The organism is Jiangella alkaliphila (assembly GCF_900105925.1).
Classification (GTDB): Bacteria; Actinomycetota; Actinomycetes; order Jiangellales; family Jiangellaceae; genus Jiangella; species Jiangella alkaliphila.
Map to the genome: position 1 here is coordinate 7205873 of NZ_LT629791.1, position 23696 is coordinate 7229568.

Consider the following 23696-nt stretch of genomic DNA (forward strand, 5'->3'; position numbering starts at 1 on the left):
AATGGTTCTAAGGGTCAAGTACTCGACCATTATAGTCGATACTGTTCACGAACCTGACCCTAAGGGCACATCCACCAGGAGCACGTGCTACGCACCGACCGTCATCACGTCGTCCGTAGAACCTCCTCGTCAGAGTGCGACGTGCCGGTTGACGTCCTTGTAGAGGAGGTAGCGGAACGGCCCGGGCCCGCCGGCGTAGCAGGCCTGCGGGCAGAAGGCGCGCAGCCACATGAAGTCGCCGGCCTCGACCTCGACCCAGTCCTCGTTGAGCAGGTAGACCGCCTTGCCCTCCAGGACGTAAAGACCGTGCTCCATCACGTGCGTCTCCGGGAACGGGATCGAGGCGCCGGGCCGGAAGGTCACGATGTTGACGTGCATGTCGTGACGCAGGTCCGCGATGTCCACGAAGCGGGTCGTCGACCAGGCGCCGTCGGTTCCGGGCGTGTCGGCCGGGGTGACGTCCTGCTCGCGGGTCACGAACGCGGGCGGGACGTCGAGGCCGTCGACGCGCTGATAGGCCTTGCGGATCCAGTGGAACGTCGCGGTCGCCTCGGCCTGGTTCGCGATCGTCCAGGCGGTGCCGGGCGGGAGGTAGGCGTACGAGCCCGGCTCCAGCACCTGCGAGCCGCCGCCGACGGTGAGGGTGAGCGACCCGTCCACCACGAACAGCACGCCCTCCGCCCGCGGGTCGTACTCCGGGCGGCCGGAGCCGCCGCCGGCGGAGACCTCGACGACGTACTGGCTGAACGTCTCGGCGAAGCCCGACAGCGGTCTGGCCAGCACCCAGAGGCGGGTGTTCGCCCACCCGGGCAGGAAGGACACGGTGATGTCGCTGAGCGTGCGGGCCGGGATGACGGCGTAGGCCTCGGTGAATCGCGCACGGTCGGTGGTGAGGGCGGTCTGCGGCGGCAGCCCGCCTCGCGGCACGTGGTAGCTCATCGTTCCCCCCGTCGAAGCAGCTTCCCGTCCGGCGCCTCGCCGACGGGCCGCCCGCGCAGCCAGGTCTCGCGGACCACCCCGGTCAGCCGGCGCCCGGCGTAGGCCGAGATCGGGTTGCGGTGGTGCAGCTTCGCGACGTCCACGACGAACTCCTCCTCGGGCGCGAACCGCACCAGGTCGGCGTCGGCCCCGGCCGCGATGCGGCCCTTGTGGCTCAGCCCGACGCGGTCCGCCGGCGCCGTCGCCATCCACCGCACGACGTCGGCCGGCGAGTGGCTCCGGGCCCGGGCAGCCGTCCACACCGCGGGCAGCCCGAGTTCGACCGACGCGATGCCGCCCCACGCCATGCCGAAGTCGCCGCCGCCTCGTGCCTTGAGGTCGGCGGTGCACGGCGAGTGGTCGGAGACGACGAAGTCGAGGTCGCCCGCGGCCAGCGCGGCCCAGAGCGCCTCCAGGTTGGCCGCGTCGCGGATCGGCGGACAGCACTTGAGCTCGGTGGCGCCGTCGGCGATGTGCTCGGCGTCGAAGGTCAGGTAGTGCGGGCACGTCTCGACGCTGACGTCGACGCCGGCCGCGCGGGCGTCACGCAGCGCCGGCACGGCCCCGGCCGCGCTGAGGTGGACGATGTGGGCGCGGCCGCCGGTCGCGCGGGCCTGCTCGATGACCAGGCCGATCGCGGCCGTCTCGGCCTCGTCGGGGCGGGAGGCGAGGAAGCCCGCGTAGTGCGAACCGTCGAGCGCGGCCTCGTCGAGCAACCGGCCGTCCTCGGCGTGGACGATCATCAGCGCACCCAGCCGGGCGCAGTCGCGCATCGCCGATGCGAACTCGTCGGGCTCGAGGTGGCCGAACTCGTCGACCCCGGAGTCGAGCAGGAAGCACTTGAAGCCGAACACCCCGGCACGGTGCAGCGCCTCCAGGTCTGGCCGGTTGCCCGGCACGGCGCCTCCCCAGAAGCCGACGTCCGCCCAGACCTGCCCCTCGGCGGCCCGCCGCTTGACCTCCAGGGCGGCGACGGTCGTGGTCGGCGGGACGGAGTTGAGCGGCATGTCGACGATCGTGGTGACGCCACCCGCGGCGGCCGCGCGCGTCGCCGTCGCGAACCCCTCCCACTCGGTCCGGCCCGGCTCGTTGACGTGCACGTGGGTGTCGACCAGGCCGGGCAGCAGCACCTCGTCGTCCTCGAGCGTGACGGTCCGGGCGGCCGGCGGCGCGTCGTCGTACGTCGTGACGACGGCGATGCGGCCGGCCGCGATGCCCACGGCGGCGGGCACCTCGGCCCCGCCGACGACGGCCCGCCGGGCGCGGACCACGAGGTCGAGGTCAGCTGCCACGGTAGGTCGTGTAGCCGTAGGGGCTGAGCAGCAGCGGCACGTGGTAGTGCTGCTCGGCGTCGGCGACGGTGAAGACGATGACCACCTCCGGGTAGAAGGAGCCCGCCGTGTCGAAGCGCAGCACGTAGTCGCCGGCGTCCAGCCGATCCGGGCCGAGGGCGGCGACCCGGCCGTCGGCGTCCGTCACGCCCTCGCCCAGCGGGTCGCCGGCGCGGGTCTCGAGCGTGACCCGGATGCCGCTGGCCGGCCGGCCGGCGGCGGTGTCGAGGACGTGCGTGGACAGCGTGCTCACAGCGTCGCCTCCAAGCGCAGCAGCGCGATCTGGCGCAGGTTGTCGACGGTCTCGGCCCGCTCGGCGCGGTCGTCGTTGCGCAGCCGCCGGTCCAGCTCACCGAGGATCTCCTCGGCGTCGCGCCCGGCCGCGCGGATCAGGAACACCCGGCCGAACCGCTGCTCGTACGCCGCGTTCCCGGCCGCCAGCCGGCCCGCGGTGTCGCCGGCCGCCGGGTCGACACCGGACTGCTCACGCTGCGACTGCGCGCCGCCGCGCTCGCCGATCCGTGGGTGGGCCGCCAAAGCCTGGTCGAGCTCCTCGTCCGTGAGCTCGCGGGCGGCGGTATCGGCGGCCGCCAGCAGCGCCTCCCGGTCGGCGTACGGCTGGCCGGCCAGCACGTCGTCCGCCCAGCGCCGCACGGACAGGCAGCCGAGCAGCGTCTCTCGATTCGTCGCCACGCCGGACATCAGCAGAACCCCGCCACGGCCAGCCACGCGTCGTCCGCGGGTGGGACGTCGTCGCGGGTCACCTGCGCCTCGATCAGCCCGTACGGCCGGTCTGAGGCGACGAACACCTCGCCGTCGTTGCTGAGCCCGTCGACCTTGAAGCCGCTGAAGTCGACCAGGAAGTGATGCAGGTTGGGTGCTGAGAACCTGATCTCGGCCAGCCCCGGCTGCGCGTCGAGCACGGCGCAGCCCATGGAGTACAGCGTCTCCTGCAGAGCGCGCGAGTACGTGCCGGCGAAGGTCCGCAGCAGGGTCGCGGTCACGGCCTCGTGCGAGGCGTTCCAGTCGACGCCGTCCACGTCCGTGTGCCGCCACCTCGCCGTGAGCGATGTGGCGAGGACCCGGTCGTCGGCCTCGGCCAGCGTCGTGAACTCGTCCTTGAGGAAGCCGGTGAACTCCGAGTCCGTCGAGTTGAGCAGCGCGAGGCCGGAGATGCCCGACAGCACGTGCGTGGCGTCGCGCCCGGCCGTCACCACGGCCGTGCGGACACTGCCGCCGCGGCGGACGAACGAGTGGTCCCCGATGCGGTCCCAGCCGTACTCCTCGACCCGCACCTGCGCCGCGCCCGCGGCGGGACAGGCGTCGAGCAGCCTCCCGCCCAGCGCCAGCGCGTAGTCCTCGGGCGACGTGACGCCGTGCAGCTTCGCGTAGGCGAACGCGGTGTTCTTCTGCGTATCCGTCGGCAGCACCGCGGCCTGGTCGCCGCTGATGTGCGCGTCGGCGAAGTCGCCGCGCAGCGACGTCGACACGTTCAGGTCGCGGATCTCGTGCCGCTGCGTGTCCCGGACGATGCGGACGACGCGAGACTCGGCCTTGCCGTACTGGTTGAGTCCCAGCGTGTGGGCCATCGGCTGCTCCTAGGGATTGGCCAGCGAGTGGAGGGCATCGGTCCCGAGCGTCGTGCCGTCGGCGACCTCGGCCTCGTCGACGGCGCCGCAGTCGACGGCGCGCAGCAGGAACGCCGCCAGCGCCTTGGCCGTCGCCGGCTCGTCGGCGATGCCGCTCATGGTGTTGCGCGTGTAGTCCGCCAGCCTCGTCGTCGCGCGGGCGAGTCCCTGGCGGTAGAAGGCGTAGGTCGCGGCGTACCTCGTCGGCAGCTGCCCCGGGTGCAGGTCCCAGCCCTGGTAGAAGCCGCGCTCCAGCGACCGGCGGACGAGGCGGTGGTGGTTGGCCCACGCCGCGGCGACCTCGTCGGCACTGCCGACCGGCAGCAGGTTGGTGGAGCCGTCGGACAGCCGCACCCCGGTGCCGGCCGCGGCCGCCTGCATCACCAGTTTCGCGTGATCGGCCACCGGATGCTCCAGCGACTGCTGCTCGGCGGAGATGCCGCAGTAGGCCGAGTAGTCGTAGGTGCCGTAGTGCAGCCCGGTCAGCCGGCTCCCGGCGGCCTGGACCATCCGCGCGACCAGCGCGGTCCCGTCCGGTCCGAGGATCGACTGCGGCGTCTCGACCTGCACCTCGAACCTCAGCGCTCCCCGTGCGAGGCCCAGCCCGGCTTCGAGCACGCCACAGGCGTGGACCATCGCCTCGACCTGGTCGACGCTGGTCACCTTGGGCAGCGTGACGACCCAGCCGCCGAGGCCGCCGCCGGGCCCGGCCCCGGCCAGCGTGGCGACGTACGACGTGAGGGTCCGGACGCTGCGCGCCCGGGTTGCCGCCTCGAAGCTCTTGATGCGGATGCCGCCGAACGGCGCCGCCTCGCCCTTCGCCCTGCTGTCTGCCAGCGCTGTTGCGGAGCGGACGACGTCGGCGTCCTCCTCGGCGTCGGTCCGGCCGACGTAGCCGTCCTCGAAGTCGACCCGCAGGTCCTCCACCGGTTCGGCGGCGAGCTTGGCACGTACGCGCGCCACGAGGTCGGGGTCGCGCACGATCGCCGCGAACCGGTCCGCGTGCTCGTCCAGCAGTTCCAGCGCGGCGGCGCCGTAGGCCGGGACCAGCCCGGCGGTGTGGCGGTCCGCCGGGACGTACACCGTGTGGACGGGCTGCCGCCCCGGCCGCGCCCCGGGATACGCCCGGGCCAGCGCCGCGTCCGCCGCCGCCAGCCGCGCGTCGAGCTGCGCGAGCAACGACGCCGCCAGCTCCGTGGCTCCGGACGCCTCACCCTCCGACATGGGTCGTCTCCCGCTCGATCGCGGCCAGCAGCGCGGCGGCCGCCGACACCGCGATGGCGGCCGGGTCCTTGCTCGTGGTGACGCCCGCGAGCCCGATCGGCGTCTCGACCCGATCCACGACCTCGGCGGGCAGCGACTCCAGCAGCCGGGACCGGAACCGCGTCCACTTCGCCGACGACCCGATCAGCCCGATCGCGCCGAGGTGGTCACAGCGCAGCGCGGCGTCGACGATCGCGAAGTCCTCGGCGTGGTCGTGCGTCAGCACCAGCACACGGGTGCCGGGTGGCAGCTCGGCCAGGATCAGCTCGGGGATCACCGGGATGTGGTGGACGTGCACGGCCGCGACCGCGTCCTGCAGCGGAGCGAGGGCGGCCTCGGACAGCGACTCCTCGCGCGAGTCCACCAGGTGCAGCTCGAGATCGTGACGTGCGAGGACCCGGGCCAGCTCCAGGCCGACGTGGCCCACCCCGAAGATCGCGACCGCGGGCACGACGGGCAGCGGCTCCAGCAGTACCGTCACCTCGCCACCGCAGCACTGGACGCCGTGCAGTCCCGGCGCCTTGTCCGACAGACTCATCGTGTACGACTCGGGCCTGGCACCTCCGGCGGACAGCAGCGTGCGCGCCCGCGTCACGGCGTCGGCCTCCAGGTTGCCCCCGCCGATCGACGCCCAGGTCGACGTCGCGGAGACGACCATCTTGGCGCCGGCCTCGCGCGGCGCGTGGCCGCGCACGTTCGTCACGGTGACGAGCACGCCGGGCTCCCGCGCCGCCCGCAGCCCGGCCACCCCCGCGAACCAGGTCGTCATGACGCACCCCCGGCGGCGCGAGCAGCGGAGAGTGCCCAGAAGACCGCCTCCGGCGTCGCCGGCGAGGCGAGCTCGACGGAGTGCCCGGCCGGGCCGAACGCCGCGCACGCGTCGCGCAACGCCTCGCGCACGCTGAGCGCCAGCATCAGCGGCGGCTCGCCCACCGCCTTCGACCCGTAGACGACACCGTCCTCGTGCGCCCGGTCCAGCAGCGCGACGTTGAACGACTCGGGCAGCTCGGAGAACGACGGCAGCTTGTAGGTCGAGGCCGCCTGCGTGGCAAGCCGCCCGCGGCCCGGCCCGTCGGACTCGTCCCAGCGCAGGTCCTCCAGCGTCAGCCAGCCGGCGCCCTGCACGAAGCCGCCCTCGATCTGCCCGACGTCGACCAGCGGCGACAGGCTGTCGCCGACGTCGTGGACGATGTCGACCCGCCGGGTGGTGTTCGCCCCGGTGAACCCGTCGACCTCGACCTCGGTCACCGCGGCGCCGTAGGCGAAGTACTTGAACGGGTGACCGGTCATCGTGGCGGCGTCCCAGCTCAGCCCCTCGGTCTTGTAGAAACCGGCGGCCCAGAGCTGGACCCGCGCGCGGTACGCCGCCAGGACCAGCTCCTCCCACGACGGGTCGCGCAGGGTGTCGCGGACCGGCTCCAGCCGGGCCAGGATCTGCTCGCAGGCGTTCTTGACGGCGCCGCCGTTCAGGTCGGCACTCGCCGACGCCGCCGTCGCGGACGTGTTCGGCACCTTGTCCGTGCGCGTCGGCGCCAGCCGGACCCGCTCCAGCGGTACCCGCAGCGCGGTGGCCGCGACCTGCAGCATCTTGGTGTGCAGGCCCTGGCCCATCTCGGTGCCGCCGTGGGTGACCAGCACCGAGCCGTCCTTGTAGACGTGTACCAGCGCGCCGCCCTGGTTGAACGTCGTGAGGTTGAACGAGATGCCGAACTTCACCGGGGTGATGGCGATGCCGCGCTTGCGGTGCGGCTCACGGTCGTTCCACCGGTCGATCTCGGCCCGCCGGGCCGGCAGCGACGACGTGGCGCTGACCTGCTCCCAAGCCGCGACCATCCGCTCGGGGTGCCGGACCGGCTGACCGTACGGCGTGGCCTGGCCCTCGACGTAGAAGTTGCGGCGGCGCAGCTCGGCGGGGTCGATCCCGAGCGCGGGTGCGCACCGGCCGATGACGTCCTCGATCACCAGCATCCCCTGCGGCCCGCCGAAGCCGCGGAACGCGGTCTGCGAGGTCTTGTGGGTCCGCGCGATGCGGCCGTGCACGGTGATGTCGGGGATCCAGTACGCGTTGTCGACGTGGCACATCGCCCGCGACAGCACCGGCTCGGACAGGTCGAGGCTCCATCCGCCGTCGGACGTGAGCGTCGCCTCGAGCGCGGTGAACAGCCCGTCGTCGTCGAACCCCGCCTTCCAGGTCGCGTAGAAGCCGTGCCGCTTGCCGGTCATCGTCATGTCCTGCGCCCGGGTCAGTCGCAGTCGCACCGGCCGGCCGGTGAGCGTCGCGCCCAGGGCCGCCACGGCGGCGAGCCCGTGCGGCTGCATCTCCTTGCCGCCGAAGCCGCCGCCCATGCGCAGGCACTGGACCGTGACGGCGTGGCTCGGGACGCCGAGCACGTGCGCGACGATCTCCTGCGTCTCGGTCGGATGCTGGGTGCTCGACTGGACGAACAGCTGGCCGTTCTCGTCGACCAGGGCCAGCGAGCAGTGCGTCTCGAGGTAGAAGTGCTCTTGCCCCGCGAACGACGTCACGCCCTCGAAGACGCGGGTCGCCCGGCCCAGCCCGGCCGCGGAGTCGCCGCGGGCGAGCGTCGGGCGCGCTCCCTGGAAGCTCTCGGCCGCGATCGCTTCTTCGACGGTGAGCAGCGCGGGCAGCTGCGCGTACGTCACCTCGACCGCCGCCGCTCCCAACCGTGCCGCCTCGAGGGACTCGCCGAGCACCCAGCAGATCGCGTGGCCGTGGAACATGACCTCGGACGGGAACAGCGGCTCGTCGTGCTTGATGCCGGCGTCGTTGACGCCGGGGACGTCGGCGGCGGTGAGCACGCGGACGACGCCGGGCACGTCGTAGGCCGCGGCGACGTCGAGGCTGGTGATCGTCGCATGAGCGTGCGGCGCCTGCACCGGGTGGGCGTGCAGGACGTTGCTGGTGCGGCCGACCAGGTCGTCGGTGTAGAGCGCCTGACCGGTGACGTGCAGGGCCGCGCTCTCGTGGTGCAGCGGCGCCCCGACGACGGCGTCGTCCGGCCGCCGGCTGAGCGGGCTGCCCACAGGACTGGCGATGGTCGTCATGGTGTCACCTCCGCGAACAGCTTGCGGATCGATTGGCCGAGCATCGCCGAGCGATAGGCCGCGCTCGCCCGCTGGTCCGAGATCGGCGTGCCCTCGGCCGCCAGCACCGCCGCGGCCGCGTCGACGGTCTCGGCGGTCCACGGGCGCCCCTCCAGCGCCGCCTCGGTCGCGAGCGCTCTGATCGGCATCGCGGCCACCCCGCCGAGCCCGATGCGCGCCGTCCGCACCACGCCGCCGGCGACGTCGAGGGCGAACCCGGCCGCGACCGAGGAGATGTCGTCGAACGGTCGTTTGGCGATCTTGTGGAACGCCGTCAGCCCGCTCACCGGCAGGGGCACGACCACGTCGGTGATCAGCTCGTCCGGACGGCGCTGCGACTGCCGGTAGCCGGTGAAGTAGTCGGCCAGCGGCAGCGTCCGCGTCGCGTCGGCCGAGGTCAGCACCACGGCGGCGTCCAGGGCGAGCAGGGCTGGCGGAGCGTCGCCGATCGGCGAGCCGGTGCCGAGATTGCCGCCGAGTGTGGCGCTGTTGCGGATCAGTCGTGAGGCGAACTGCGCGATCATCGCCGACACCAGCGGGAGTCGCCCGGCCAGCCGCGTGTCGACCTCCGTCAACGTCAGAGCCGCGCCGATGCGCACCTCGGCATTGGTCACCGCGAAGCCGCGCAGCTCAGGCAGCCGATCGACGGCGACCACCAGCCCGGCCCGCTGGCCGCGCAGGTTCACCTCGACACCCCAGTCGGTGCTGCCCGCGACGATGACGGCGTCCGGGTGCTCCCGGAGCAGGTGCAGCGCCTCGGTCAGGCTCGCGGGCCGGACGAACCTCGCATCGTCGGCACGGAGGTGCGTGGCCGGCACCGCCGGCGCGGCCGTCCCGCGTCGCCGCGCGATGAGGTCGTCCGGCGCCGGGAAGCCGAGCGCGAAGGCGGCGTCCTTGATCGGCCGGTAGCCCGTGCAACGGCACAGGTTGCCGCTGATCGCGTGCAGGTCGAAGCCGTTCGCCCCGTGGTACTGGTCGGGCGGACCGCCGTCGCCGGCCGGCGCCCGGTCCGTCCGGTAGTACTCCGCGCCCATGGAGCAGACGAAGCCGGGCGTGCAGTACCCGCACTGCGAGCCGCCGCGCACCGCCATCTCATGCTGCACCGGGTGCAGCGCGTCCGGCGTACCGAGGCCCTCCGCGGTGACGACCTCCTGGCCGTCCAGCGCCGCCGCCGGCGCGAGACAGGAGTTGATCGCCGTCCACTCGGCGGTCGCCGAGCCGTCGGCGGCGGGCCGGGCGACCATCACCGCGCAGGCGCCGCACTCGCCCTCGGCACAGCCTTCCTTGGCGCCGGTCAGGCCGCAGGCGCGGAGGAAGTCGAGGGCGTTGGTGTGTGGCGGGACACCGGTCAGGTCCCGCGGCTGGCCATTGACGACGATGTCGGCCATAGGGGCGCACCTCCAAGTCGTATCGCCCCATCGGTTCGATGGGGGTGATTCGGCAGCTGGAGGTGAGCTAGGCGCCGTGGGCGATGCGGCCCCGCGTCCATGCGGTCGAGTGCACCCGACGGCGAACGTCGCCCGGAACCAGCGGGGACATCCTCATGGGTGGCCTCCTCGACGGGAGAATGAAGCGTCATCCACGCTAACCGGTGGGTCGCTGCGGGTCAACGAGCCGTACGGCCTCGCCGTCGATCCACACCGCGGCGACGTCGTTCGCGGTGCCGAGGGTGAACGTCTTGCCCAGTGCGTCCTCCGGGCCGGTCGCGTTGCGCAGCCCCACGTCGTACGTCGATCCCGGCGCCGGCCGCAGCCATTGCGCGTCGAACCGCTGCCCGACGGAGAGATGACCCACCTCGGTCAGGTCGAGGGCGGCGGCGCCGGCCGTCGTCGCCAGGTGGAGCAGGTGGGCGGGCGAGAGCGCGTACCCGTCTTCGCCGAGCGCTTGTTGCGTGAAGTACGCCTGCAGGCCTTCCTTCAGGAGCGAGAAGCCCGATCCCGCCCCGACGTCCGAGCCCAGGGCCACGCGGACGCCGTGGTGGACGTGCCGGGTCAGTGGGAACAGTCCGCTCCCCAACGCCGCGTTGCTGGTCGGGCAATGCGCGATCGACGCGCCGCGCGCGGCCAGCGTCTCGAGCTCGTCGTCGCTCGGGTGGACGTTGTGCGCGAGCACGCTGCGCGGGCCGAGGAGCCCGTGCCGGTCGTAGGTGGCGACGTACGTGCTCAGGTGGAACAGCCTCGTCACCTCCTCGATCTCCTCGAGGCTCTCGTTGACATGCGACGTGAACAGCGCGCCCGGGACGTCGTCGAGCACGGCGGCGCAGGCCGCGAGGAGCGGGTCGGTGGAGGACAGCGAGAAGCGCGGCGTGACGGCGTACCGGGCTCGCCCGGTGCCGTGCCAGCGGCGGGCGACCCCGGCGCTCTCCTCGTACGCCTTCTCGGGCGAGCTGAGCAGCTCCACGGGCAGGTTGCGGTCGCTGACGACGAGCCCGCTGGTCACCCGCAGCCCGACGGTGGCGGCCGACTCGAAGAGCGCGTCGACCGCGGCGGCGAAGTGCGATCCGAACACCATCGCGGTGGTGGTACCTGCGGTCACCAGGCCGGACACGAAGTCCTTTGCCACTTGCGCGGCGTAGGCCGTGTCGGCCAGGCGACCTTCCTCCGGCAGCGCCCGGCGCTCGAGCCAGTCCAGCAACGGCAGGCCGATACCGCCGATGACCCGCACCTGCGGGAAGTGGACGTGCGTGTCGACGAACCCTGGGAGCAGCAGTCCCCCGTCCAGCTCGACGACGCTCTCATCGGGGTTCGCCCGGCGCACCGCCGCGAACGGCCCGCGCGCCACGATGACCCCGTCGCGCACCACCAGGCCCTCGTCCGAGGACGAACGCAACGTGCCTCCGGCGAAGGGGCTCTCAGGCGTGTCCAGCACCGCCCCGCGAAAGATCGTCAATGCGTCACCCCCTGGCTTCGCCGGCATTGTCTCAGCATTCGGAACGACGATAGCGCGGTCGCCCGGGTCGTGCGCCCTACGCGACGGCGCGAAGCCGCGACACAGCCGAAGCGAGAAGAAACCGAGTGATCAACACCTCCAGACGACCCGAGCAGATCTGACGACTGCTATCGAGCACGTTCGGATCCGCACCGTCCAGCATCAGCTGCGAGAGTGGTTCGTACAGGTCACGACTGTTCAACGCGATCGGCACCCCCTCAGACTCCTAGGCCGACGACGCGTTCCGCGCTGGTCGCGCTGTCGTCGTGCGCCGCGTTCTCGTCCGCCACCGGCCGTTCCACATTCCTCCGGGCGCTGCCATCATGGGGCGTATGCCGGACAAGGTGCCGAACCCCTATCTGGCCGCTGTGCGCGCGAACCGGGGCGACGCCGAGCCGGCGGCCACCGGTCTCAGGGGTGATCTCGACGCGGCCGTGACCGCCATGGACAACGGCGCCTGGCAGAGCAGCGTCGCGGACACTTTCTACACCGAGCTAACCGGTCACAAGACCACGCTGACGAATGCCGCCGACGGCGCCTTGGGCGGGTTCGACGACATCATCGCGTCCCAGCCGGAGGAGGTCGAGCCGAACTCCTGGCAGACGCACTGGAGGAATCTGTGAGCGGTGGCGAGGGGAGTTTCGCGCACTGGTCGGCGTCGCGACGAAGGAGCAGCCGCTCGCATAGCGAAAAGTACCGAGGAACGCGACAGGGGCTGCTGTGACGGTTGCCTCCATCGACCTAGCCGAACTGGCCGCGCTGGTCACGGCGCTGGAAAACGCTTCGGAGAACATCTCTTCGCACCGCAGCACGCTGAGTTCGGAAATGACCGACGTCTGGGTGTCCACCGAGGAGTTGACCCGCCTCGACGCGGTGGAGACGTGGATCGAGGACGAGCTGCCGGGTGTGCGCCGACGGCTAGCACTGGCCCGGCAGATCGAGGCGCAAACGCCGGGCATTCAGACGTACGTCCAGCTGGACGAGACCATGATCCCGACGACGACGCCGGAGGAGGCCCGCGAGCTGGCCGACCGGGCGGCCGAGCTCATCGAGGAGACCGACGAGGGACAGCCACCGGAGGAACTGGTCGAGCTTCTCGAGGAGAACGCCACCGACCCGTACTTCGCGCACCAGCTCGCGACCACGGTGTCGCCGGAAGAGGTGGCCGATTTCGTCCTCGGCGCGTCCAGCACCCGGCGACTGATGGCCGGCTCGTCCACGACCGGCGGGAACATCGAGGACGTCGAGGCCTTCGACGACGCCTACGAAGCGGTCCTCGACGGCTTGGGTACCGCCTACGGCATGGCCACGTTCGGCAGTGGGGACCTCGCCCTGCCCGACGACCACGCCGACCAGTGGTCGGCCGCGATCACAGAGGAGTACCCGGAGCTCCCCGGCCAGGCCAGCGCCCTCGGGCTGATCGTCTCCCGGGGCACGTTCTCCGCGGACTTCCTCACCACCCTCGCCACCGACGTGATCGAGTACGAACGCGAGCTCGACGAGGACGAGATGTGGTGGAAGCGGGCCCACCCGGAGTACGGCGGCGACGGGTTCGGGGCGATCGACCCGGTTCACGGCGACGACGAAGGCGCGCCCGACGGCTACACCGAGTATTACGACCCGCTGGCCGGGATCATGGCCGCCGTCGGGCGCACCCCGGAGGCCGCCCAGACCCTGTTCGGCAGCAGCCACGGGGGCGAAACCTCCATCATCGAGGGCGGCGACGAATCCGCGCAGGTCGATACGTTTCTGGACTACGTGCTGGCCCGCCGCCGATGGCCGGTGGACGACGCCTCCGGTGCCAACGCGGCCATCGCCGCGGCCATCACGCCGTTCGAGGGCGGGGACGTCGAGATCGGCGCTGACATCGCCGCCGACGTGCAAGAGATTGTGAACATCAAGACCGCCGAGATCGAGGAACGCCGGGGCGACTCCAACCCGATCTCCGACATCGGCCACCTGATCCTGGACGGATTCGGCCTGATCCCGTTCATCGGCGAGCCTGCGGACGCGATCAACGCGATCTGGTACGCCGCCGAGGGCAACGTCATCGATGCCGGCCTGTCCGCCGCCGGTCTCATCCCGTTCCTGGGCTGGGGCGCCACCGGCGGCAAGTGGACCCGGCGCGCGCTCACCGCCGAGGAGATCGCCGATCTCGCCCGCCGCGGCATCGACGTCAACGTCATCGACGGCACCGTCGACATCGTCGCCCGCGCCGACGACCTCCCTATGCCGCACTTCGAGTTCACCAGCCGGGAGGCGTTCGACCAGGCGATCGACTCACCACACCCCAACGCGGTCTACGAATTCGACGGACGACTGTGGGAGACGAACGACCTGGGACAGCCCGTCCGATACTCCGACGCGTCCGGCTCCGTGGACCTGCCGACCGGAGCGCAGGTCGGCTGGGTCCCTCGAACGGCGAACAACGGGAACGGCACCGTCTATCAGCTTCCGGGATCGACGGGGAACGCAAACTCGCTCCGCGTCATGCAGCCGACCGCGCAATACCCCAACGGTTACGTTCGGTACTACAACGAGCACGGACAACCGATCGGCTTGGACGGAAAGCCCGGACCGAACTCGCACACCCACATTCCCGTCAACAGCGACGGCACCTACCCCGTTCCGGATGGATGGACCCCGTGAGCATGAACGTCGACCTGAGCGGTGAAGTGTTGACCGGCCAGGACATCGGATTCACCGTCGTGTTGCGCACCTCGGGCGGGTACACGATCACCATCGAAAGCAGGCTGACGGTGGAGTCACCCACGGGCACCGTCCAGGCCTCTCCCGGCCCCGACACCGAGGCCGACCTGTCGGTTCATCTCGGACCGCTCGCGCATCATCGGATCACGGCAGCCGACGTCGATACGGCAGGTGGCCTCGACATCAAGTTCGATGGCGGAACCCGCCTGCACGTGGATCCCGACGAGAAGTACGAAGCCTGGACGATCAACGGCCCCGACGGGCACCTGATCGTGAGCGGACCCGGAGGCGGCCTCACCGAATGGCCGAGTGACCGACAACGCTGAGCGCGAACCACGAATCCACCCCTTCTCAGCGGGTCGGGAGATCACGACGGAGAGGTCCGACGTGTACGAAAGCCCGAACGGAGCGGGTGGAGCTTCCGGCCCTGTTCCTGGCTCGCCGCGGGCACGTTCGCGACCTGCGGCGCACGGACGCGGCACTCTGACAACGTGTCGTACGGCGTCGAGATTGACGACCGTCGGTACTTCGTCAAGATGGGTGGAGTCTGCTACCCGGCCGCGTCCGAGCACACCCGAAGGCCGACATCTGGGCTGATGCCAGTGATGTCCAGACAGCGGCTTGGCTGCTTGAGTCCGCTGCTCAGCGCTCGCCGAGGGTGGGAATCACGACCTCGACACCGAGCGTCGCAGCAGCGCGACCAAGCCGTTCATCCAGTGACACCAAGGGCACGCCGTAACGCTGGGCGAGCGCAACGTAGGGTGCATCGTACGGGCTGATGTTGTGGCGTCGGTCCCAGATCATCGCGAGGAGCCACGCCTCCGGTTCCGTGTACTGGACCTCGACCTCGCGGACCGCGCTGGCGAACGCGTCAGCCTGGGCAGTGGTGATCAACTCGGCGGACTCGTACCCGCGAATGGTCCTCAGGACCTCGATGGGGGTATGCGCCGGCGCCGCCCATTCGAGATCGTCGCTCAGCGCCTGCCGGCAGGCATCACCCGAGAGACCGCCGTCGACCAATGCCCTCACCCACACCTCCGCATCGACGACGATCATCCGGCAACTGTGCCGCGATCGACCTGGAAGCCGCCATCACGACCCTCGCGAACGATCCGCTCGGGGCTCAACTCCTCAGGAAGCGCTTGACGATGAGCAGCCGTGGACTCGAACACGACGGCGTTACGCGCAAATCGCGCCTCGCGTCGAAGCACATCGAGCAGGTATGCCTGCATCGACTGTCCGCGCGAAGCCGCCCGCTGCGCGATGATGTCACGCACCTCGTCGGGAACATCTCTGATCTGAAGCGCCACCGTCATACATGCATATTACATGCATCGGTGCGGCCGATGTCATCTCGCTGGGAGCTCACCAGTCGCCCGGAGATCTGGACTCGACGCTGAAGCGCGCAGCTTGCGAGCTGCCAACACATCCGTGGAGGTACAGATGCCCAGTCACGATCGCCCTGAACCCTGCCGACGCGAAGCCGCGACACGGACGAGGCGAGAAGAAGACGAAAGATCAACGCCTCCGGACGACCCAAGCAGATCTGACGACTGCTATCGAGCGCGTTCGGATCCGCACCATCCAGCATCGGCTGGGAGAGTGGTTCGTACGGGTCGCGCCCGTTCAACGCGATCGGCACCCCCTCAGACCCGAAACCAACTGGTCAACAGGCCCACAGGGGGTGCCGATGCTTGCGTGTGGAGCTGCCGGGAATCGAACCCGGGTCCTTCGACGCTTCTCCAGGGCTTCTCCGGGCGCAGCCTGCTATGCCTCTACTTGGCTCCGGTGATCACACAGGCGAGTTCACCGTGACGAGCCCAGCCACGTAAGTGTCCCTACCGGTCCCGTGACCGTACCGGTCGGTGAGTCTCCTTAATGATGCCGAACACCGGGGCGGAGACACACCCGGGTCGACAGACTTCCTACTCTGCCTCAGGCGGCGAGAGCGAAGTCAGTGCGCTTGACGTTGGCACTTGTAACGGTTGCCGCGAGCGTTAACGAGTTAACGCGGCCTCCTCGGCCCGCTTCCCCTGGTTCGACGAACGAAGTCGAAACCGCTCAGCCCCTCTGGAGTTGTCAACCCCCGGGCTCGCCCGAAGGTCTGCCCAGGTTACAGCCTTCAACGCCGAACGGGCGAGCGAGATTCCCCGTGGCCTACGAGGTCGGGCCAGCCGGTGACCGGGACTGATGCACGAACAGGTCGTACCACAAACTGTTTGTGCATCGCCACGAACTGCTACCAGCGGGTAACATGGGGTACGACGCCACCGACGGAGGAGGCGCGCATGACCAGCACCCAGCCCCGCACGCAGCACGTCGACGAGCGGGAGGCGAGACGAGTCGCGGAGGCGGCCCGCGAGACGCGGTGGGAGAAGCCGTCGTTCGCGAAAGAGCTGTACCTCGGCCGGTTCCGGCTCGACCTCATCCACCCGCATCCGTCGCAGTCGCCCGAGGACGAGGCCGCGACGACGAGGTTCCTGGCCCGGCTGCGCGGGGTCTGCGACGAGCTCGACGGCGCCGTCATCGAGCGTGAGGCGCGCATCCCCGACGAGTACATCAAGGCCATGGCGCGGGCCGGCGTCTTCGGCATGAAGATCCCGCGCGAGTACGGCGGCGCCGGGCTCACCCAGGTCGGCTACAACCGCGCGCTCATGCTGGTCGGCGGCGTACACCCGTCGATCGGCGCGCTGGTGTCGGCGCACCAGTCCATCGGCGTGCCCGAGCCGGTGAAACTGTTCGGCACCGAGGAGCAGAAGCGCGCGTTCCTCCCCCGCTGCGCGGCCGGCGCCATCAGCGCGTTCCTGCTCACCGAGCCCGACGTCGGCAGCGACCCGGCCCGGCTCGCGGCGGAAGCGGTACCGACGGACGACGGCGCGGCCTACGAGCTCAGCGGCACCAAGCTGTGGACGACGAACGGCGTCATCGCCGAGCTGCTGGTCGTCATGGCCCGGGTCCCCGCGCACGACGGCGGCAAGGGCGGCGTGACGGCGTTCGTCGTCGAGGCCGACGCGCCGGGCATCACCGTCGAGCACCGCAACGCGTTCATGGGGCTCAAGGGCATCGAGAACGGCGTCACCCGGCTCGACCACGTCCGCGTCCCGGCGGCGAACCGCATCGGCCGCGAGGGCGACGGCCTCAAGATCGCCCTGACGACGTTGAACACCGGCCGGCTGTCGATACCGGCGCTGTGCACGGCGGCGTCGAAGTGGTGCCTGAAGATCGCCCGCGAGTGGTCGGCCGAACGGGTCCAGTGGGGCCGCCCGGTCGGCCGGCACGCCGCCGTCGCGCACAAGCTCTCCTACATCGCGGCCACGTCGTTCGCGCAGGAGGCGGTCCTCGACCTCTCTGCGCACCTGGCCGACGACGGCCGCCGCGACATCCGCATCGAGGCGGCGCTGGCGAAGCTGTGGTGCAGCGAGACGTCCTGGCTGGTGGCCGACGAGTTGGTGCAGATCCGCGGCGGACGCGGCTACGAGACTGCCGACTCGCTGCGGGCCCGAGGCGAACGCGCCGTCCCGGCGGAGCAGATCCTGCGCGACCTGCGCATCAACCGCATCTTCGAGGGGTCGACGGAGATCATGCACCTGCTGATCGCCCGCGAGGCCGTCGACGCCCACCTGCAGGCCGCCGGCGACGTCATCGACCCCGAGGTCGCGCTGTCGGGCAAGGCGAAGGCCGCCGTCAAAGCCACCGGGTTCTACGCGAAGTGGCTGCCGCAGCTGGTCACCGGGGCCGGCCAGCTGCCGACGTCGTACCAGGACTTCGGCGTGCTGGCACCGCACCTGCGCTACGTCGAGCGCGCGTCGCGGCGGCTGGCCCGCTCGACGTTCTACGGCATGGCCCGCTGGCAGGGCGGCCTGGAGAAGAAGCAGGGCTTCCTCGCCCGCATCGTCGACATCGGCGCCGAGCTGTTCGCCATCGCGGCATCGTGCGTGCGGGCGCGCATGCTGCCCGACTCCGGCGCCGTCCAGCTGGCCGACGTGTTCTCGCGGCAGGCCCGGCTGCGGGTCGAGCGGCTGTTCGACGCGCTCTGGCACAACACCGACGGCCCGGACGAGGCACTGGCGAAGGCCGTGCTGGCCGGCGAGCACACCTGGTTCGAGGCCGACGTCCTGGACCAGAGCGAGGGCACCGGTCCCTGGATAGCCGCACCGCCCACCGGCCCGCCGGCCGAGAACCTCGCCCGGCGCACGCTCTAGACCATCGCCCGCCCTCGAACGCCCGCCTCCGGTCCAAGCGACGTTGTCGGTGGGTCTGGCTATGCTAGTTCGCATGTTCGATTCGACCGATCGTGCAGCGTCTGGCCACCCGCTGGTGGTGGCGCTGGACGCGGTCGAGTCGGCGATCTCCAGCGTTGACGATGCGCCCACGTGGGGTCTGCGGTCCGATGAGCTGGCCCGGCTGGTGGTGGCCCATGAGGCGCTCACCGCGCGGCTGGCCTCTTTGGGCCTGGGGTTGGTTCGCGAGGCCGACCGGCGCGGGGCCGGCTCGGCTGTGGGGGCGCCGTCGACGGCGGACTGGCTGCGTGATCGGCTGCGGCTGGACCATGGTGTGGCGAAGGGACGGGTCGAGCTGGCCGCCCTGCTTGACGTGGATGGCCCGCTCCTCGATGCCGCGCGCCTGGTCCACCTTGCTGGCGGCGTGACGGGTGTGGACGCTCACCACCGCACCGGCTACCCCGATCCCACCGCCGATGGGGCCGGTCGGGCCGATACCGACGGCGCGGTCGACACCGACGCGCGGACGGGCCTCGGTGTCCCGGTGGCGGCGTTGCGCGAGCTGTCCCGGGCGGCTCGGCGCCTGCTGCCGTGCACGGCGTGGGCCCTGCGCGACGGCCGCGTCTGTGTCGAGCACGCGCAGGTCATCCGGCGCGCGCTGAAGCGGCTGCCGGCCGGCATCGACGCGATGGTGTGGGCCGAGTGCGAGGCGTTCCTCGCCGTGCACGCCACCCGCCACGACCCGCGCAGCCTGGCCCGGCTCGGCTCCCATCTGGCCACGGCGGTCACCGGAGCACACGACCTGGCCGGTCAGCGCGAACGTGAGGCGACGACGGACGCCGCCGCCGTCGGCGTGGACACCGCTACCGACGAACCTCACCGGAACGACGACGGCAGGCTGGACGGCGACCGTGGCGAGGAGCGGGCCGAGGCCACGACGATGTTCGGGTTCGCCGACAACGGCGACGGCACCGCGCGGGCCTACGGCTGCTTCTCCGCCGAAGCGGCCGACCTGATCACCACCGCGCTGGCGGCGCTGGCCGCTCCGGCTCCCGCGGCCGACGGCACCGCGGATCCGCGTGGACACGCCACCCGGATGGGCGACGCACTGGTCGAGCTGTGCCGGCGGGCCATGGACGCCGGCGACCTGCTCCCGGGCGCACGGGGAGCCCGGCCACACCTCACCATCACGGCGTCACTGGGAACCCTGCGCAAGCAGCCCGGCTGCCCGAAAGCGGTGTCCATGTGGGGCACCCCGATCACGCCCGAAGCGCTGCGCCGGCTGGCCTGCGACGCCGGCGTCTCCCGGGTGCTCACCGACCCCGCAGGCGTGCCGCTCGACGTGGGCCGGCAGCACCGCACGGTGACCCATGGGCAATGGGTCGCGCTCGTGGCTCGCGACCAGGGGTGCGCGTTCCCCGGCTGCGCCCGCCCGGCCGCCTGGACCCAGGCACACCACATCACCCACTGGGCCGACGGCGGAACCACCGACCTGAACAACCTGGTGCTGCTCTGCGGGCACCACCACCGCAGCGTCCACCACCGCGGCTGGACCGTCCGCCTCGGTGCCGACGGCCACCCCGAGCTCATCCCGCCACCGTGGATCGACCCCGCTCGACAGCCACGACGCAACATCTACCACCGCCTCGTCGACGCCGTCGGCACTGATCCACTACGCCTCGACGCAGCAGCCGGATCACGCCGCACCGGCCCACCCAAGGACCCACCCGACCACGTCCGAGCCGCCTGACCAGCCCGGCCAGAATGCCGGCTGGCCGATTCCTTGAAGATCACCGTCGTGCGTCGTGCCATGAACGTGGGTGGCACGGCTATCACCGGCGGTGACGACCACCGGCGGGGACAACGCAGCGGGACGGCGCCTGGGCATCGACCCGCTCCGCCGAGGATCCACGGGACACCCTAGCTCCGCGGCTCCACCAACAGGCGGGCGTACGCGGCCATCGAGCGCTGGTAGCGCGGCAGGTGCCGAGCCAGCGCGCCGACGGCGACGGAGACCGCCTCGCGCTCGCGGCCGGCGTCGGTCAGCGCCAGCGCCAGCACCGCGCGGACGGCGTCGTCCAGGTGGTCCGAGCCGCGGCCGAGCTCGGCGGTCAGCAGCTCGACGCTCTCCTGCGGCCGGCCGAGGTTGCGGACCGTGCTGGCCAGCTGGATCACCGCTCGCCGACGGCGCTCGCCCGGCAGCGCTCCGGCAAGGGCCTGCCGGTAGAGCGGCTCGGCGAGGTCGGGCCGGCCGGTCGAGTCGAACGCGGCGGCCCGCTCGAACGCCGCGACGGCGCTCCCCTCGGGCAGCTCGGCGGCGAGCCCGTCGATCAGCGCGACGAAGCTCGCCTCGTCGTGGTCGTCGATCAGCGCCCAGGCCGCGGCGACCCGGCCTTCCCAGTCCTCGTCGGTGCTCATCGTGCCAGCCTGGCACAGCGGGGTCAGCGCAGAGTCACGCCCCCACCGGGCGGGACCAGCTCGATCCACACCCGGCCCGGCGGCACGTGCAGCGGCGCGCCGGCGGCGTCGGCCAGCGTCAGCGGCGCCGCCAGCGACGCCTTGGACCAGGTGCCGTCGACGGCGGTCCCGGCGGTGAGCAGCGTCGCGGCACCAGAGCCGACGAGGACGGTCTCGGGCACCGGGTTGCCGGCCGGGTCCTCGTAGCCGGCGTCGCGCAGCTCGATCCGCAGCACCAGCACCGTCGCCGGCCCGAACCGGTCGGCCTCGGCCGCGTGGTCGCGGTCGAGCACCCAGACGCCGTCGGACCAGGTCCAGCTCGAGGTGCGGGCGGCGGAGAACTTCACGTCGGCACCGCCGACCGGCTGACCCGCGGGTGCGGCGCCCCACGGCAAATAGGGGCCGGTAGCGACGCCGATGCCGGCGGGCAGGCTGGCCAGTGCCTCGGCCGGGTCGAGCATGACGTTGTACGGCTCGGGCCGGCTGTGGTCGCGCGACAGGCCGTTGCCGCCGCCGGTCAGCACCGTGACACCGGCCTCGTCCAGCGCCCGGAGCACCCGCTCCGCACCACCCGACGCGACCAGCACGCCACCAGCCGGCAGCGCGATGCCGGCGTCGGTGGTGCGCACCGACCGCACCGGCCCGGCGACCGGCGGCATCGTCGACTGGAACAGCGCGGCCAGCCGGGTCAGCCCGCCCTCGACCAGCTCCTCGACGACGAGATCGGCAGCGGCCAGGCCGAGCTGCGGCTCCGCGGACCCGGTGTTGTCGATCTTCACGACCAGCGCCGGCGTCGCGGCGTCGGCGGCCGACGGCGCGGGCAGGCCGGTCAGCGGCCAGGCCGGCGCAGGCGTAGGCGTAGGCGTCGGAGTGGCAGACGAGGGCGGCGCAGACGGCGACGGCGACGGCGCCGCGGTGTCGCCGCTACAGCCGCCGACCAGCGTCAACGCCAGGAGCAGGGCCGACGCCGCCGGGACCGGCCGCCACGGACTCACCGCGGGCTCAGCGCTTGCGCCGGGCGTTCGCCATGGCCCGCTCGGCCTCGCGCTTGGCCTCGCGCTCGGCCAGCGTGTGCCGCTTGTCGTAGGACTTCTTGCCGCGGGCCAGCGCCAGCTCGATCTTCGCGTAGCCGTCCTTGAAGTACAGCGACAACGGCACCAGCGTGAACCCGGTCTCGCGGGTCTTGCCGATGAGGCGGCTGATCTCGTCCTTGCGCAGCAGCAGCTTGCGCGCCCGCCGCGGCGCGTGGTTGTTCCACGTGCCGAGGTCGTACTCGGGGATGTGGACGTTGCGCAGCCACACCTCACCGTCGCGGACCTCGGCGAATCCGTCGACCAGGGACGCCTTGCCGGCCCGCAACGCCTTCACCTCGGTGCCGGTGAGGACGATGCCGGCCTCGTAGGTGTCGTCGATGTGGTAGTCGTGGCGGGCCTTGCGGTTCTGGGCCACCACGGTGCGTCCGCGCTCTCGTGCCATGCCCCAAGGATCGCATTTCCGGGGCCGTTGGGACGACTGCGTTTAGCTGCCGAGGTAGTTCATCGGGTTCACGCGCTCGCCGCCGACGTAGAGCATGAAGTGCAGGTGGCACGCGGTCGAGCTGCCGGTCGTGCCGGAGTAGCCGATGACCTCGCCCTGCGCGACGCTCTCGCCGTCGCTGACGGCGAACCGGGACAGGTGGCTGTACGTCGTGACCATGCCCGGGTGGGCGACGGCGACCTGGTTGCCGTACGCGCCCCGGTAGTACGCCCACTCGACGGTGCCCGCGGCGGCCGCGCGGATCGGCGTGCCGCAGTAGGCCCGGAAGTCGGTGCCGTCGTGCAGCTTGTAGACGCCGGTGACCGGGTGGACGCGCATGCCGTAGGGCGAGGTGACGTACGGGTTCGCGGTCGGGAAGGCCAGCGTCACGGAGCCGCCGCCACCGCCGCCGCTGTCGTCGTCCCCGCCGCCTCCGCCGGAGCCGCCCCCGCCGCCTCCGCCACCGCCGCCGCCGTTGTCCTGCTCGGCCTGCTCCTGTTCGGCCTGCTCCTGCTCGGCCTGCTCCTGCTGCTGGCGCTGGATCTCGGCGATCTCGGCCTCGATCTGGTCCCGCTCGGCCGCCCACGCCGCCGTCTGCGCCTGGTCGTCGACCTGCGCGGCCGATGCCGCCGTCACCGCGCCGTCGCGGGCGGCGACCAGCTGGTCGACCTCGGCCTTCGCCGCCGCCGCGGCGTCGCTGGCGGCCTGCGCCGCGGCGCGCGCGGCCTCGGCCTCCCGCTCGCGCTCCTCGGTGGCCTGCAGCGTCACCGCCGCCTCCTGGCGGGCCACCTCGGCAGCCGCCTCCAGGTCCTCGAAGACGACACGCTCGTTGGCCAGCTCGGCGCGGTCGTCCTTGAGGTCGGACATGATGCTGTTCTCGGCCGTCAGCACCGACGTCGACGCCGCGGCGCGCGCGGCCAGCTCGTCCATGCTGTCGGCCTGCATGAGGATGGTGAGGCTGGCGAGGTCGGCGCCGACGCCGCGGGTGTAGGCCTGCACGGCGACCTGGCTGATCGACGCCCGCTTGCCGTCGATCCGCTCGGTGACGTCGTCGATCTTCGCGAGCTGGTCGGCCACCTTCTGCTCCGCCTCGGCCAGCTTGTCAGCCGCTGCCTCGTCCGCCGCCCGCGCCGCCGCGACCTCGCCGCGCGCGACCTCGAGCTGGTAGTCCGCGGTGGCCACGCCCTGCTGGGCGGTGGCCAGGGTCGCCTCCGCGGCCGGCAGCTGCGCCGTCGCCGCCTGGTACGCCGCTGTGGCGTCGGCGAGCGCCTGGGTGGAGTGGGCGAGCTCGTCCTGGGCGTGCGCCAGGCTGTTCTGGGCCTCCTTCAGACGCTCTTCGGCGTCGGACGTGGCCCAGGCCTGGTTCAGACCGGTGCAGAGAACGCCGACGATGACGGCGACCACGGTCAGCCGTCGCACCCACGACGTCTCATTTGTCACAGCCTTCACAGCGGCCCCCTTCGCACCACTCGTGCATGACCGTAACACCAATCACTCTGGCCGCGCAGGAGGCCGCGATAACTACATCACTGTCATTTCCGCTGAGAGCGGCCATGTCAGGC

General features: G+C 71.7%; 21 protein-coding genes and 1 other RNA gene. 5 read left to right on the top strand and 17 right to left on the bottom strand.

All coding sequences use genetic code 11. From position 1 onward, the window contains the following. Positions 1-129: 129 nt before the first annotated feature. The 10 genes from BLV05_RS33225 to guaD form a co-directional block, all read right to left on the bottom strand. Positions 130-939: a bifunctional allantoicase/(S)-ureidoglycine aminohydrolase gene (locus tag BLV05_RS33225; RefSeq protein ID WP_046772228.1), complete on the bottom strand. Its 810-nt coding sequence runs from the start codon at positions 937-939 to the stop codon at positions 130-132. Next, positions 936-2270, bottom strand: coding sequence for an allantoinase AllB (allB, locus tag BLV05_RS33230; protein WP_046772229.1), 1335 nt, complete (start codon positions 2268-2270; stop codon positions 936-938). The genes BLV05_RS33225 and allB overlap by 4 nt, the downstream gene beginning before the upstream one ends. Next, positions 2260-2562 (bottom strand): hydroxyisourate hydrolase, encoded by a 303-nt coding sequence (gene uraH / locus BLV05_RS33235; protein WP_046772230.1) that lies wholly within the window; start codon positions 2560-2562, stop codon positions 2260-2262. Before uraH ends, allB begins: the two co-directional genes overlap by 11 nt. Then, a complete protein-coding gene (gene uraD / locus BLV05_RS33240) occupies positions 2559-3002 on the bottom strand; it encodes a 2-oxo-4-hydroxy-4-carboxy-5-ureidoimidazoline decarboxylase (protein ID WP_197683455.1) in 444 nt (147 codons plus the stop codon). Before uraD ends, uraH begins: the two co-directional genes overlap by 4 nt. A gap of 8 nt (positions 3003-3010) precedes the next feature. Continuing rightward, complete coding sequence (gene pucL, locus BLV05_RS33245) at positions 3011-3898, bottom strand: factor-independent urate hydroxylase (RefSeq protein ID WP_046772232.1); 888 nt, start codon at positions 3896-3898, stop codon at positions 3011-3013. 9 nt (positions 3899-3907) lie between these two features. Then, entirely contained in the window at positions 3908-5161 is a 1254-nt protein-coding gene (locus BLV05_RS33250; protein WP_046772233.1) for a DUF6986 family protein, read from the bottom strand. Continuing rightward, positions 5148-5969, bottom strand: coding sequence for a xanthine dehydrogenase accessory protein XdhC (gene xdhC / locus BLV05_RS33255; RefSeq protein WP_046772234.1), 822 nt, complete (start codon positions 5967-5969; stop codon positions 5148-5150). The genes BLV05_RS33250 and xdhC overlap by 14 nt, the downstream gene beginning before the upstream one ends. Next, positions 5966-8266, bottom strand: coding sequence for a xanthine dehydrogenase molybdopterin binding subunit (xdhB, locus tag BLV05_RS33260; protein WP_046772235.1), 2301 nt, complete (start codon positions 8264-8266; stop codon positions 5966-5968). The genes xdhC and xdhB overlap by 4 nt, the downstream gene beginning before the upstream one ends. Continuing rightward, positions 8263-9693 (bottom strand): xanthine dehydrogenase small subunit, encoded by a 1431-nt coding sequence (locus BLV05_RS33265; RefSeq protein ID WP_046772236.1) that lies wholly within the window; start codon positions 9691-9693, stop codon positions 8263-8265. The genes xdhB and BLV05_RS33265 overlap by 4 nt, the downstream gene beginning before the upstream one ends. A 196-nt stretch (positions 9694-9889) precedes the next feature. After that, entirely contained in the window at positions 9890-11194 is a 1305-nt protein-coding gene (guaD, locus tag BLV05_RS33270; RefSeq protein WP_046772237.1) for a guanine deaminase, read from the bottom strand. A gap of 371 nt (positions 11195-11565) precedes the next feature. On the opposite strand from guaD, the gene BLV05_RS33275 reads away from it, so the two are divergent. The 3 genes from BLV05_RS33275 to BLV05_RS33285 all read left to right on the top strand — a co-directional run bounded on the left by BLV05_RS33275 (position 11566) and on the right by BLV05_RS33285 (position 14268). Next, positions 11566-11856, top strand: a complete 291-nt coding sequence (locus BLV05_RS33275; protein ID WP_152691070.1) for a hypothetical protein — start codon at positions 11566-11568, stop codon at positions 11854-11856. Between the two features lie 202 nt (positions 11857-12058). Continuing rightward, positions 12059-13882: a DUF6571 family protein gene (locus BLV05_RS33280; RefSeq protein ID WP_046772239.1), complete on the top strand. Its 1824-nt coding sequence runs from the start codon at positions 12059-12061 to the stop codon at positions 13880-13882. 2 nt (positions 13883-13884) lie between these two features. After that, on the top strand, positions 13885-14268 hold the full coding sequence (locus tag BLV05_RS33285) for a DUF6188 family protein (protein ID WP_052763082.1): 384 nt from the start codon (positions 13885-13887) through the stop codon (positions 14266-14268). A 316-nt stretch (positions 14269-14584) separates the two neighbouring features. On the opposite strand, the gene BLV05_RS33290 is transcribed toward BLV05_RS33285, so the two are convergent. From BLV05_RS33290 to ssrA, 3 genes are all read right to left on the bottom strand, one after another. Beyond that, entirely contained in the window at positions 14585-14998 is a 414-nt protein-coding gene (locus tag BLV05_RS33290; RefSeq protein WP_046772241.1) for a type II toxin-antitoxin system VapC family toxin, read from the bottom strand. After that, on the bottom strand, positions 14995-15258 hold the full coding sequence (locus BLV05_RS33295; RefSeq protein WP_046772242.1) for a FitA-like ribbon-helix-helix domain-containing protein: 264 nt from the start codon (positions 15256-15258) through the stop codon (positions 14995-14997). The genes BLV05_RS33290 and BLV05_RS33295 overlap by 4 nt, the downstream gene beginning before the upstream one ends. A 382-nt stretch (positions 15259-15640) precedes the next feature. After that, positions 15641-16011: a transfer-messenger RNA gene (ssrA, locus tag BLV05_RS33300) on the bottom strand. Positions 16012-16230: 219 nt separating this feature from the next. On the opposite strand from ssrA, the gene BLV05_RS33305 reads away from it, so the two are divergent. Beyond that, positions 16231-18144 (top strand): acyl-CoA dehydrogenase family protein, encoded by a 1914-nt coding sequence (locus tag BLV05_RS33305; protein WP_046772243.1) that lies wholly within the window; start codon positions 16231-16233, stop codon positions 18142-18144. A 73-nt stretch (positions 18145-18217) separates the two neighbouring features. Beyond that, on the top strand, positions 18218-19912 hold the full coding sequence (locus BLV05_RS33310) for an HNH endonuclease signature motif containing protein (protein ID WP_160312831.1): 1695 nt from the start codon (positions 18218-18220) through the stop codon (positions 19910-19912). Between the two features lie 170 nt (positions 19913-20082). Here BLV05_RS33310 and BLV05_RS33315 read toward each other — a convergent pair whose 3' ends face one another. The 4 genes from BLV05_RS33315 to BLV05_RS37380 are packed head-to-tail and all read right to left on the bottom strand — an operon-like array spanning position 20083 to position 23553. Next, positions 20083-20580, bottom strand: a complete 498-nt coding sequence (locus BLV05_RS33315; RefSeq protein ID WP_046772245.1) for a tetratricopeptide repeat protein — start codon at positions 20578-20580, stop codon at positions 20083-20085. Positions 20581-20603: 23 nt separating this feature from the next. After that, entirely contained in the window at positions 20604-21614 is a 1011-nt protein-coding gene (locus BLV05_RS33320) for a DUF3048 domain-containing protein (RefSeq protein WP_052763084.1), read from the bottom strand. A 7-nt stretch (positions 21615-21621) separates the two neighbouring features. Beyond that, positions 21622-22095, bottom strand: coding sequence for an SsrA-binding protein SmpB (smpB, locus tag BLV05_RS33325; RefSeq protein WP_046772246.1), 474 nt, complete (start codon positions 22093-22095; stop codon positions 21622-21624). A gap of 42 nt (positions 22096-22137) precedes the next feature. Continuing rightward, the gene (locus tag BLV05_RS37380; protein WP_052763085.1) at positions 22138-23553 is read right to left on the bottom strand and encodes a M23 family metallopeptidase; all 1416 of its coding nucleotides are present in this window, start codon (positions 23551-23553) and stop codon (positions 22138-22140) included. Positions 23554-23696: the final 143 nt, after the last annotated feature.